The sequence below is a fragment of the Nocardia sp. NPDC051321 genome (assembly GCF_044455225.1).
Lineage (GTDB): Bacteria > Actinomycetota > Actinomycetes > Mycobacteriales > Mycobacteriaceae > Nocardia.
In genome coordinates this window covers 152154-164711 of sequence record NZ_JBITEM010000003.1, presented here as the reverse complement: position 1 = coordinate 164711, position 12558 = coordinate 152154, and the positions used below count along the sequence as shown (strand labels likewise).

Genomic DNA, 12558 nt, shown 5'->3' with positions numbered 1-12558 from the left:
GTGATTCCTTCCATGTCATCGGCCAATACGCCGAGAGCTGTTCACTCCGGTTTCGCGGAACCGGTCACTTCGGCTTCCCAGGGCAGGTGCGCCGAGGTCGGGCCGAGCACGCTCGCGCCGCCGTCGACCAGCTGGACCGTGCCCGTGATGTAGGAGGCCCGCGCGCTCGCCAGGAAGGCGGCCGCGGCGGCCATCTCCGCCGGATGGGCGATCCGGCCGACCGCCGTATGCGTGCCCATCGCGTCGAACTGTGCTTCGACCGTGCCGTCGGTGGATCGTTGTGCCGCAACGCGTTCCAGCAGGGGCGTGCGGGTCGCGCTCGGTGCGAGCACGTTGACGGTCACGCCGTCGCGGCCCACCTCGGCGGCGAGGGACTGGGCGAACCGCACGATGGCCGCGCGGGTCACGCCGGACATGGCCAGGCCGCTGATGGGGACACTCGCCGTCTCCGAGGCGACGAACAGCAGTCGGCCCCAGGCCGCCCTCCGGAGATGCGGTAACGCGGTGAGCGCCACATCGACGGCGGGCATCAGCACTGTGTCGACCGCTGCCCGGTAGTCCGGCATCGCGAACGTCGCCGCGTTACCGGTCGGCGGGCTGCCGCCACTGATGACGGCGATGTGCAGCCCGCCGAACTCCGCGACGACCTCGTCGATCCAGCGGCGGGCCGCCGCGCTGTCGGTGATATCCACGCTGGTGGCGTAAACCCGGCCGCGGGCAACCTCTTTGATAGCCCGCTCGGCCGCCACCAGCCGCTCGGGGTCACGCGCGCCGATGGCGACGTGCGCACCCTCGGCGGCAAGCTCCTTGGCGATGGCCAGGCCGATGCCGCTCGATCCGCCCGCTACCAGCGCGACCTTGTTCTCCAGACCCAGATCCACTCGGTCAGCCCTTTCCGTTCGAGTCCGCAGCGCCATATCCATACCGGCGGGAGAGCGGCCACGACAGTGCCGCGACCGTTCGCCTGGCCGACTTCGACAGTCCGGTCCGCCAGGAGTCGTCGGACGGGCGGATGACGGTGGCGCCGGTGTGGAACCGGTCCGGGTTTCCGGTGACCGTGTGATTGGTGTGCAACTCGACCGTTCGATCGGTGACCGGGTTGGCCGCGGGATCGCTGTCGATCAGTCGCAGCAGTCGCTCGATCGTGCCCGCCGGATCGGCGATGAAGTCCTCGTACCGCAGGAACATGGACCGTTGCGGATAGCGTTTGGTGATCGCGTGCGAGGCGAGATTGAAACCGGTCCAGTAGCCGGTGCTCTTCCCCGGCCCCATGGCGTACACGTATTCCTTTGGTTTACTCCATGATTGGGCCACCGCCCGGGGATCGCGCACCAGATGGACGTAGTACGGGGTGATGCCGTCGAGGTGCGCGAGCAGCGCCGCTTCGCCGGGGACCTTCGAGGTATCGACGATCACGCGTGACTCGCTGCGCTTGGCGATGGCTTGATAAACCTGGGTCATCAGCGCGGCGTGCGCGCGGATCTGCTCGGTGCGCAAGCCACGGAGCACCCGCCAGGTGTGTCTGGTCCGGACGCTACCGAGCTGACGCTGGATCACCGCGTCGGCGTGCTCGACGAAGGTGATGCCCGCGGGCTGCCCGACCGGCAGGACGGTGGACCAGACGGGGCAGTCGACCAGCTTTCGCCCGCACCCGCAGTCCTCGTTCACGCCGCGGCCCGCCGCGTTCTTCCACAGGAAATGCAGCTCGCCGACGTGAAAGAAGCCGGGGATCTCGTTGAGAATATTGCCGATGATGGTGCTGCCATTGCGGCACCACCCGGTGATGCACAGGATCTTCAACGGCGCGTTGTCCGCTGGTGTGTTCGTCATCTGTCGACCGTCTTTTCCGTGATTACCGATTGCCGGATCGTCATGGCCAGCACCGAGGCCGCGAGCGCGCAGGCCGCGCCGACCACGAAGACGGCCGGGTAGCCGAAGCCGGTCGCGATCGCACCGGTGGCCGGGCCCCACACGAAGAGGCCCAGATCCCAGAACGAGGTGTACGCACCGAGTGCGGCGCCCTGCTTGGAGCTTTCGGTGTTGTTCATGACCATCAAGGCCAGCGAGGGATGTAGTAGCGAGAACCCGACCCCCATCACCACGGCTCCGAGCACCGCCACCGGCAGGTTCGGTGCCCAGGCGATGATCAGCAGTCCCGCGGCTTCGCCTGCGCCACACCAGGATGCGACGCGGCGCGGTCCGAGCTTGTCCGGCAGATGGCCGATGACCAGCCGGGTGCCCGCGTACACGGCGCTGAAGGTGCTCAAAACAATGACGCCCGAGTCGATTCCGCGTTCCTGCAGGCCGGTGATGACAAACGCGGCCAGGCCGACGTAGCCCGCGGCGCCGAGCGCGAGGCCGAGACCCGGTAGCACGGCGGGCCGCAACATCAGTCCGCGCCCGCCGCCCGAGGGCTCGACGTGCGGTTGCGGTGGCACGATGCTGATCAGGACCAGACCGACGAGCGGTGCGGCCACGCAGAACGCCCACACCGCGTCGATACCGAAGTGCCGCAACACCGCACCGAGCGCGGTGCCCAGCGAGATGCCGCCCCACATGGCGACGCCGTAGAGCCCGATCACCTGACCGCGCCTGCTGTGCGGCGCCAGCGAGACGGTCCAGACCGCGCCCGCCACGAACAGCGCCGCCTCGCCGACACCGGCCAGCAGACGCGCCACCATCAGGCCCGCGAAACCGATCGGCAGGAAGTACAGCAGCCCGCCCGCCGCGATGGCGAGCGCGCCGAACCGCATGACGGAACGATGCCCGTGCTTGTCCGCCAGCCCGCCGAAGATCGGGCGGGTGAGCAGCGCGGTCAGCGCGGTGGCGGTGACCGCGAGCCCGACCGCGAGATCGCCTGCGCCGAACTGATCCCGCACGTGCGCGGGCAGCACCGGGATCGCCGCGGACAAGCCGAGGTATCCGCAGAACAGCCCGCCGAACACGCCGGCGAGGGCCAGGCGTGGGAATGCTCCCGTGTCGGAGGGCGCCGTCATCGCAGTCCGGCCCACGCGGAACTGGAGCCTTTGTCGGAGGTCGCGGTGAGCGCGCCGATAACCTTGCGCACCGCGGCGACGAGTTGGTCGCAGTCCGCCTGCGTCAGTGTCGAGGACAGCGGAATGTCCACTGCCCGTTGCAGATAGCGCGTCGCGTTGGGCAGCAGCTCCTGGATGGCCGCGGTCTCCATGCCGCGGAACATGAACCGCCAGTTCCAGAACGCTCGGATATTGTGATCGTCGTCCGAGCCCAGGTTGCGCGCCTCGATGCCCTCGTGGCACAGCGCCCGTGCGAACCACTGCGCGGCCCCGGCGGGCACCAGGAAGATGAACGCCTCGCCCAGGTAGGCGCCGGGTGCTACCGGTCGCCGGATGTGAATACCGGCGATATCGGCCAGTGCCGTCGCGACGTAGTCGTAGTTGCGCCGGAACGCGGCCAGTCGGTCCGGCAATTTGGCGAGCTCGGCGCGCAGTAACGCGGCCCGGATCTCATCCATCCGGAAACTGAGCAGCGGCAGATCGAGATCGGTGTCGATCGGCGGCGCGCCGTCCGGGAAGTGCCGCCGCAGCCGCCCCTCGTAGGCGCCGGAAAGCACGGTGGCGCGGGCGAACAGGGTGCTGTCGTCGGTGAGCAGGAAGCCGCCCTCGCCGCTGTTGAGCGCCTTGTCCGATTGGGTGCTGAAGGCGCCGGCCAGGCCGAAGGTGCCGAGTTTGCGGCCGTCGAGTTCCGCGCCGAGCGCCGGGACCGCGTCCTCGAAGATCGGCACACCCATTTCCTCGGCGAAACCGATCAGCGCGGCCATATCTCCGGCAAAGCCGCGCATATGCACCACCATGATGGCCTTGACCTGCGGGGTCCACCGGCTCCGCAAATCGGCCACGTCCAAGTGGAGGTTTTCGTCCACGTCGACCAGAAATGGCGTGCAGCCCGCGAGGATGATGGCACTCGGCGTGGCGGCGAAAGTAAAACCGGGACAGGCGATCAGACTGCCGGGTTCGATACCGGCGGCCATAATGGCCAGCGCCAAGGCCGTGGTGCCGCTCGACGTAGCCAGCGCGTGTTCGCACTCGAAATAGCGGCACAGTTCGGCCTCGAACTGCCCGCACTCGGTCTCCTGCGCGGACCGATAGTCGTATCGGAAGTAGAGGTGGCTGCGGATCGCGCGCAGTGCCGCTTCTTCGTCATCCGGATGGACGCACACCGCACCGCGGTCGTAAGTCGGCCATGGTTCTTGTCGAACGGGATTTCCACCGTCGAGAGCCAGTTGTACATCGGCGGCAATCCGTGCACCGGACAACTGCCTATTTTCCGCTGAATGGTCGACTTCGTTGTCCGCCATCGTAATTCCCTGCCCAACTACCAGAAAAGCTCGGCGAGCTATCGCTCGCATCGCCCGTCGAGTTCCGTCGGGAAACTCGACAGGACGTTTCCGGCAAACGGTACACCGATATTTCATATCGGATACCCGAAATCGATTGCTCGCCAATGACATCGGATCTTGGGGCTTGCCTGAGATCAACTTGTACGGTTGGCCAAGATTGCGGTCCGTTGGCATGACGCCGATGCGCCATGGCACGAAAAGAGTCTAAAGAATCTGGTGTGATTCGCCGACGAGCGGAGCGGGGTCGGTCTCAGCCAAGCAACGCGGTGGTGTGCGGTAGGCCAGTACCGTCGTGTCGAGCGCGAATGCCGCGGCGGTGCGCGTAGCGTAAGGCTGTGACCACGTGTAATGCGCAGGATTGCCCGGGTTTCCCAGCCGAGTCCGCGCGCGAGCGCTAGGCAGGGCGATGGCTGCCACCGTGGCCCGTCTGGCCGGTCTGCTGGCTGTTGCGGTGCTTGGGGTGTGTGGTTGTTCGGATCATCCGTTCACACCGAAGGACGGACGACCGCCGCGGGCAACGCGCCCGGCGGCCGAGGCGGTCGTCACGGCCTCGCCGCAGGGGCTGCGGCTGCGTGGCGCGCCATGGTGGCCCGCCGGGTTCAACGCGCCACAATTGGCCACGAACTGGTCGGTGAACTTCGGGTGCGGCGCGCAGACCGACCTGAACAGTTACTTCGGTGCGCTGCCTGCCAACTCGTTGACCCGCTTCAACCTCTTCCAAGCCCTGGCGATCAACAAGCGAACCGGCGCGCTGGATTTCAGCGCCGCGGACGCGGTATTCAACGCCGCCGAGAAGTACGGGCAGATCGTGCTGCCGGTGCTCTCGCCGCAGGACGGCGGCTGCGCGGATGAGCAGTTCAAACAGCGACAGTGGTACGTCAACGGCTGGACCACCGTCCGGCCGGTCGATGGCCGGTCCGTGATGAGCTTCCGTGACTGGACGACGACCGCCGTCGACCGGTGGAAGAGCGTTCCGGTCCTCGCCGGGTGGGAACTCGTCGGCGAACCGGAGCCGAGCAATTGCACGGGAAGTCACTGCGATCTGCCGGCCCGCACCTGCCCGCCCGACGCGGCGGCGGTGCTGCGCACGTTCATGGACGACGCCGGAAGCATTGTGCGGGAACTGGATCCGCATCGGTTGATCTTCGCCGGGTACGCGGGCGGCGGCCAGTGCGGCACCCAGGGTGCCGAGTTCGGCACGGTCAGCGCGTCCCCGAACGTCGACGTGGTCGAGTACCACGACTACACCCGTGACTCGCTGCCGGGAGACCGGTGGAACGGCTTGGGGGTTCGGCTGCGTCAGGCCGCGGAACTGGGAAAACCATTGCTGGTGGCCGAGATCGGCGAAGAGGCCGGATCCTGCGGCAGCATCGAGGACCGCCGCGCGCACCTGGACGCGAAGTTCGTCGCGCAGCGGGCCGCCGGGTCAGCCGGCGCGCTGATCTGGGCGTTCGTCCCCGATCCGCGCCCCGATCAGTGCACCTTCGACGTCGGCCCCGAGGATCCGCTCTGGTCGTTGGTCGCCCAACGGACCACCGCGGGTTGATCAATCTGCCCCGAGCACCCGGTACACCCGCCACTGCGGCTGACCCGCACCATCATTGGGCACCTCCAGCACCAATGTCGCGATGCCGCTGCCATTCTCGTAGATGGTGGGATAACGCCGGTTCACCGCGTCCGAGGTGCCGCGTCCGGTATTCGGCACCGCCAGAATGTATTTCACGCCGCGCTCGGCGGGCCGGTTGAGTACCTTGACGAAGTCGCGATCCGACGGGACCACGAACTGGTCGGGCCGGTCCGACGCGACGACAACGGCGAAGCCGTACACGGTATCCATCAGCACCGCACCGCGCGGCAGCCCCATCCCGTCCAGATAGTTCGCCAGCCGCCGCTCGGTGGCGAACGTGGCGGCGATCCGGCGCTCGTCGGCCCGGCGCTCGGAGGCGTTGTCCGGATCCGGGAACAGCACCGCGCCGAGCGAGTACTCCTGCACGGAGATGGCATGACTCGACATTCCCCACGCCGTCAACGGAATCGCACCGGCCAGCAGCGCCAGGGTCAACGCCATGCCGACGGCCGGTGCGCCGAGGCCCGCGCGGGCGCGGTGCCGCCCAGCGGTCGGTTCCGGTTCCGGTGCTGCCGTTTTCGCGTGCCTGCCCGGCCTGCGGCTCGGCGGAAATCCGCGCACGGGCGCCACCTGCAGCGCCAAGACGGCGGCCAGCGGTATCGCCGCCACATAGAACCGCAGGAACGCGAACGTCGACCCGCTCGCGTAGCTGAACGCTTGAAAGGCCAGCACCGCACCGCACAGCAGGATCGGCACCACCACCTGCGGGTCGCGCCTGCGCACCGCGAGCGCGCCGACGATCGGCACGAGCAGCGGCAGCAGCGGTCCGAGAATGAGCGTCGCGGCGGTCGAATACTCCAGCGCCGCAGTGGTTTCGGTCGCCGAAGCGCTCGACTGCCGCAGGATCGACGAATTGCCGTACTGCGAACTGAACTGCTGGAACGCCTGCCCGGTGATCAACCAGCTGGTGGCCGCCCACACCACGAACGCGGCCGCCACCGGCAGCACGACGAGGATGAAATCCATGACGGCGCAATGCCATCGGTGGCTTTCGCCGCGACTGCGCCGGTAGGTCACCGCGAAAACCAGCGCCGCCGCGGCGGCCGCGGGCGCCAGCGCGTCGTACCGGGTGAGGTAGGCGAGCCCGAGCGCGACGCCGCACGCCGTCAGGTCGTTCGCGTCATCGGTGCGCATCCAGCGCAGCAGCCTACGCATCGCCAAGCACAGGCAGAACAGGAACGGCGCCTCGCTCATTCCGTTCGCACCGTAGAACACCACCATCGGATTGAGCGCGAACACCAGCGCCACGCCCCCGCTCAGCCAGAGCGGCGCGCCGCGATCGGTGCCGATGCCGAATACCAGCACCACCGCACCGGCCATGAACAACGCCGACATCAGCACACCGGACAGCCCCCAGGTGGTGATGCCAGGAAACCACTGTGCGAGTGCGACCATCGGCAACTGGGCCAGCGAGGTCAAGGGCGTGAAGACGAATCCGATCGCCGACAGGTGCGGGTCCCGGCTGAACAGCGTCGCCTGGGTGGCGGAGACCCGGCTGAGCGCGTCGCCCATCAGGAAGCCGTGGCCCGCGCTCAACCAGGCACCCGCGGCCAGGTACAGCAGCGTCGACGGGACGAAGATCCAGCGCGCTCTCACTCGGTGGCCTCCTTGGTGCCGAGGCCGTGAAAGGTCTTCTCCCAGTAGGACGGATTGCGCACCAGCTGATAACAACCCTTGGCCGCGGCGATGCTCATCAGCAGCCAGTACAGCGGCACCGTCAGGCAGGCGAGCAGCAGATCCGACCGGTTGTTCTCCCGGCAGGCAAGCAGATTCATGTAGATCGTCGCCCCGTTGCCGATGATCATCGCGATCAGCGAGGGAAAGTAGACGGCGGCGGGAAAGAGCTCGCCGATCACCGAGGGCTGCCCGAGAATCCAGGACAGCGTGATGAACCAGAACACCAGATTCAGGCAGGCGATGATCGGGGTGCCCGCGAGGATCAGCGTGAACCGGATGAAACTGACCGTGCCGATGCTGCGCCACAACCGGATCGGCCGCCGGGTGTGCACAAGCCAGGTCTGCAGATAGCCCTTGTACCAGCGGGACCGCTGCCGCACCCAGTTGATCGGGTCCGGGTTGGCCTCTTCGAGGGTGGTCGAATCGATCACGGCGGTGCGATAACCCGACACCGCGATGCGCACGCCGAGATCGGCGTCCTCGGTCACGTTGTACGGATCCCACGCGCCGATATCGGTCACCACGTCGCGCTTGAAATGATTCGACGTGCCGCCCAACGGAATCGGCGCCTTACTGCGCATGAGCCCCGGCAGCAGGAATCCGAACCACAGTCCGTAGTCCGCGGTGAACCAGGCGGTGAGCAGATTCTGCCGTCCGTTGTGGAAGGCGAGCTTGGCCTGGATGCAGACCACGTCGTCGGGTAGTTCCGCGAAAGCCGCTACCACGCGCCGTAATTGGAGCGGATCGGGGATGTCCTCGGCGTCGTAGATGGTGACGATGTCGCCGGTGGCCTGATGCAAACCGTAGTTGCAGGCCTTGGGCTTGGTGCGCGGTTGCGCCTCCGGCACAAGCACAATGGTGACGTGGTCGACGCTGGCCAGCGTGCCGATGCCCGCGCGCCGGGCCGCCTCGATGGTGGGGGAGTCGTCCTCCTCCAGCAACAGCAGCACCTGCAGGCGGTCCTTGGGATAATCGAGCGCCGTCATCGCGCCGATCAGATCGCCGACCACCTCCGGTTCGCCGTATGCGGGAACGAGAATCGTGTAGGGCGGCAATTCCGCGTCGGTCAGCGCCAGCGCTCGCTCGTCGCTGACGGTCATGATCGCGTCCCTGGCCATCCCGCGTTGGAAGATCAGCAGCCGGTCGCCCATGGCGGTGAGATAGCCGAGGGTGCACAGCGCGACGAGCACGGTGCAGGTGCCCATCGGGAAGAACACCGCGCACACCGCGATCAGCAACACCATGGCCAGCGCGGTATTGCGTTGCCACGGCAGGAAAGCCACCGAGGCCGACGCCATCGGGTCGGATTCGCGCAGGCCGTGCACCGCCGAATGCAGCGCGCGGGCGCTGGCCGAGCCCGGTTCCGGGCCACGCGTGGCCGTCATGTGTGCTCGGTTCCGGCGACGATCGCCCTGGCGACGGACAGCAGCATGTCTCGGTCCTTGTGCTCGGCGTCGGCGTCGACGTCCTCGGATTCCGAGTCCAGTACAACGGCTTTCCCGCGCAGGAACTGATGCAGGAAGTTCTCGAAGATGCCGAGCATCGAGGGCTGCGGCGGCGGGAACGCGGCATCGGACTCGTGGTTGTCCGCCGCGATCAGGCTGATCCGCTCCGAACCGTCGGTGCCGCTCCAATTCCAGGTGAGCCAGGTCCAGCTGAGCAGCCGTCGATCGTCGAGCACGGTATTCAAGCGGGCGGTGATGCCGTGGCCGAGATCGATCCGGGTCGGCGGGCTGATCCTCGGCTGGGGCAGGTTGTAGAGCACGAATTCCGGGTATCGATCGATCGCGTACTGATCCTTGGCGCGCACGGTGTCGATGACTAGACGTCGACGCCGAGACTGGTTGTCCCACAGTGGGTTGTGTTCCTCGGCCCGCAGCAGCTGCCGGGTCATCGAGGTGCCCTGACCGAAGTAGTGCTGCGCCCACGGATATTGCCGTTCGCTGAGCTGGTCCCAGCCCGGCGGCACGGTATGCGGCTGTGCGACAACGAGTCCGGGCCGCACCGGAAAGCTGCGGTCATAGTCCGGTGGGATCGGAATGATCATGATCAGGATCGCGGCGAGGGCCACCGTCGCCGCCGCGGCCCACGCCTGCGGTGCGGTGAGCGGGTCCAGCTCGCGCTCCAGCGGGTGCAGCGATACTCCGCGGCGGCGCCGCCAGTCCACATACATCACCGCCGCGACGACCAGCACCGCGACTACCGACGGAATTGCCTGATAGACGAGTATGCGCGCGGTGGGGAACCAGATCCGCAGCACCACGAGCACCGCGCAGCCTACGGCGAACGCCAGCCCCGCGCCGATCCAGGCGCGGATTCTGGTGCGGCCCACCGCGATTGCGGCGGCGAACGCGGCGAAAAGCAGCATGGTCGCGCCCGCCGAGACGCTGCCCCCGCCGATGATGACGCGCATGGCTCGGTAGGGCGGCGGGAACGCGGCGAGCAGCAGCAGCCAGCATGGCCAATACCGGGTGGTCGGGCGCAGACCGAACAGCAGAACGCACGCGGAGATGACGAACAGCCAGGCCGCCAGCAGGTCAAGGTGCAGCATCTCGTACAGATAGCGATAGCGCGGTGTCAGCAAACCCAGTGTGCAGGCGGACAATCCGAGTCCGATCACGCCGACGATCAGATCGGTCTGGCGGTCGTGAATCGGTAGCTCCGGCCCGCGGCGCAGGGTGATCCCGATCGCCGAGAATATCGCGAGCACCGGCAGCACGAAGACGAACCCGATGCTCGATCCGGTCCACGTATCGTGCAGCAGGCGAACCCAGGTGGTCCAGAACGCGGCGGCGGTGGCGAGCAGAATCAGCACCAGCCGCGCCGCGATTCTGGTGACGGTCCCGCGGGTGTGGCCGCGCGATACCGTGCCGGTGGCCATCTACCGCCTGCCGCGCCGCAGCAGTACGGCCACCGCGGCCAGCACCCCGATCAGCACCACGGCGGCCCCGGCTCCGGTGAGAATCTTTGCCAGCGAGGTCATTTCGGAACTATCGGTGGTCTTGGGGGCGGCGGTGGCCGGATCGAGGAACTCCGGCTGCCGATCCCCGGCCTGGAACAGCACCGCGCCGTGCAGTCGGGACCAGCGGTTCAGGTCGGCGTTGAGCCAGCCGAGTACCCGGTCCAGATGTTCGGGGGTGTCACTCGACGAGCCGACGACGATCGTTCGCCCGCCGGACCAGGTGCTTTGTAGCGACGCGAAGGGAGTCTTCGGGTCGGTGGTGATCCTGCTGATCGTCTTGCCGTCCTCGCCGGTCAAGGCCAGGCCCGCGTCGGTCTGCCGCAGTGGCAGCTGAATCGACTCCGGCACCCCGCCGTTGGCCGCGATCAGGACCGCCGGTGACTTGCTCGAGACCGCCTGGTCAAAGGTCACCAGTTCGGGGCGCAACGGGATAGTGGTGAGCCGCTGTAGGCCGGTCAGCACCGTCACCGCGCGCACGGTGTCCGCGAAACCCGGTGTCCGCAAACCGATCTGCACATCGGGCAGGAGCGCCTGTGGCAGTGCGCCGAAGCCGCCGGGGATCGGCGGTGTCGCGACGGCGCTGGTGACCTCGCTGCTCGGATCGATCGTCAGCGTCAGCGGTGCTTCCAGGCCGCAGCCGTGGGTGAGTCCCGCCTGCTGGTAGGTCACCGACAAGGTGGTGAACCGACCAAGGGTCGAGTTCGGAATGGAGATCCACCGGTCGATCCGGCCGGAACCGTCCACCGGCCAGCTGTCGATATAGGTTTCGCCCGCGCGCACCGTGAGCTGACCGTTCAAGGTATCCGGCAGCGGGGTGTAGCTGCCGCGCAACCGAACTCGCACATCCTTGCTCGGCCTGCCGAGACGCGACTGGTCGATTCCCACGTCGACGCGCACCGAGCCGATCGCGGTCGAGCTGAGCTGGGTCTGCCCGAGTGCGCCGAGAGTCGTGCTGTCCGGCGCGAGTTGGGGTGCTGGCGGCAGCGCCACCGCCGTCGCGGCCGAGGAGATCGCCACCTTGGCCAGATCGCTGACCAGTAACCGCATCTGGTCGGGCAGCGTCTTCTCGTTGCCGTTGATCGTGAGCACCGGCGTCGGTCCGCCCGCCAAACGCAGTCCGGGATCGGCGGTTTCGCCGATCACCACTTGGCGCTCGAGCAAACCCGGCGGATGATCGGGCACCGCCGCGCCCGGCTGCGTCGGCCGGACATCCACCGCCACTTGCTGATTGCCGTAGCGGGCGGTGATCGCGGTGGTCAGCGACATCGCCGCGGCGCTCTCGACCTGCTTCGGATCGGCGGGCAGATACACCGTCAGCTTCTGCAGCACGGGTGGCAGGAAGTCCGCGACCGTCGCGGGCTGCTGCTCCGTGCCGTTATAGCTGACGCCGGCCTCGATCATTGTCAGCGGCCGCCCCATCCAGTCGGTCACGCACGCACCGGCTTCGGAGATCAGCGAGGAGGTCACCGTGACCGAGATCGCGTTGTCGACCACCTCGGCACCGCCCAGCGACAACCGGATCGGCGCGCGCGGCACCAGCGGCAGCTCGACCCGGTCGATCAGCCGCTCACCCGAATGCACCTCCAGCGATCCGCGCGCCACATGCGGCGGAAGTTGAATCGTGCCGACCAATGCGGTCGGCACCAGCCCCGGCAACAGCGGAATGTTCACCGAAACCTGATGCTCGGCCCCAGGGAATGTCAACGACGTACCAAGCCCGAGCGCTGGCAACCCGAGCGGCACATCACCCGGCTCGGCCGTCGCGATCGGCACCCCCGACAGCGCCAAAACCGCCGCGACCAGCGCAACGGATCGACGCCACCCCGGTAGTCGCCGCGCTGTCGCGCCGGAATATGCACGCAAGGTCATGAGCGGTCTCCCTGGTGTCAACCGCGGCAGCAAACCTGGCCGAGT

Annotated in this window: 9 protein-coding genes; 1 reads left to right on the top strand and 8 read right to left on the bottom strand. The window is 67.6% G+C overall.

All coding sequences use genetic code 11. From position 1 onward, the window contains the following. Positions 1-41 precede the first annotated feature (41 nt). Genes ACIA8C_RS07910 through ACIA8C_RS07895 form a run of 4 tightly spaced genes read right to left on the bottom strand, consistent with a single transcriptional unit; the run spans position 42 to position 4336 of the window. Positions 42-881: an SDR family NAD(P)-dependent oxidoreductase gene (locus ACIA8C_RS07910; RefSeq protein ID WP_397132132.1), complete on the bottom strand. Its 840-nt coding sequence runs from the start codon at positions 879-881 to the stop codon at positions 42-44. 4 nt (positions 882-885) lie between these two features. Next, entirely contained in the window at positions 886-1830 is a 945-nt protein-coding gene (locus ACIA8C_RS07905; RefSeq protein WP_397132130.1) for a sulfotransferase, read from the bottom strand. Next, positions 1827-2996, bottom strand: a complete 1170-nt coding sequence (locus ACIA8C_RS07900; RefSeq protein ID WP_397132128.1) for an MFS transporter — start codon at positions 2994-2996, stop codon at positions 1827-1829. The genes ACIA8C_RS07905 and ACIA8C_RS07900 overlap by 4 nt, the downstream gene beginning before the upstream one ends. Further along, positions 2993-4336 (bottom strand): DegT/DnrJ/EryC1/StrS family aminotransferase, encoded by a 1344-nt coding sequence (locus ACIA8C_RS07895; protein WP_397132126.1) that lies wholly within the window; start codon positions 4334-4336, stop codon positions 2993-2995. Before ACIA8C_RS07895 ends, ACIA8C_RS07900 begins: the two co-directional genes overlap by 4 nt. A 448-nt stretch (positions 4337-4784) precedes the next feature. Between ACIA8C_RS07895 and ACIA8C_RS07890 the strand changes: the two genes are divergently transcribed. Next, the gene (locus ACIA8C_RS07890; RefSeq protein ID WP_397132124.1) at positions 4785-5924 is read left to right on the top strand and encodes a beta-mannosidase; all 1140 of its coding nucleotides are present in this window, start codon (positions 4785-4787) and stop codon (positions 5922-5924) included. Here ACIA8C_RS07890 and ACIA8C_RS07885 read toward each other — a convergent pair whose 3' ends face one another. The 4 genes from ACIA8C_RS07885 to ACIA8C_RS07870 are packed head-to-tail and all read right to left on the bottom strand — an operon-like array spanning position 5925 to position 12513. Further along, positions 5925-7601 (bottom strand): ArnT family glycosyltransferase, encoded by a 1677-nt coding sequence (locus ACIA8C_RS07885; RefSeq protein WP_397132122.1) that lies wholly within the window; start codon positions 7599-7601, stop codon positions 5925-5927. It abuts the gene before it with no gap. Then, the gene (locus ACIA8C_RS07880) at positions 7598-9067 is read right to left on the bottom strand and encodes a glycosyltransferase (protein ID WP_397132120.1); all 1470 of its coding nucleotides are present in this window, start codon (positions 9065-9067) and stop codon (positions 7598-7600) included. The genes ACIA8C_RS07885 and ACIA8C_RS07880 overlap by 4 nt, the downstream gene beginning before the upstream one ends. Next, positions 9064-10563 (bottom strand): hypothetical protein, encoded by a 1500-nt coding sequence (locus tag ACIA8C_RS07875; RefSeq protein WP_397132118.1) that lies wholly within the window; start codon positions 10561-10563, stop codon positions 9064-9066. Before ACIA8C_RS07875 ends, ACIA8C_RS07880 begins: the two co-directional genes overlap by 4 nt. Then, positions 10564-12513, bottom strand: coding sequence for a hypothetical protein (locus ACIA8C_RS07870; RefSeq protein ID WP_397132116.1), 1950 nt, complete (start codon positions 12511-12513; stop codon positions 10564-10566). Positions 12514-12558: the final 45 nt, after the last annotated feature.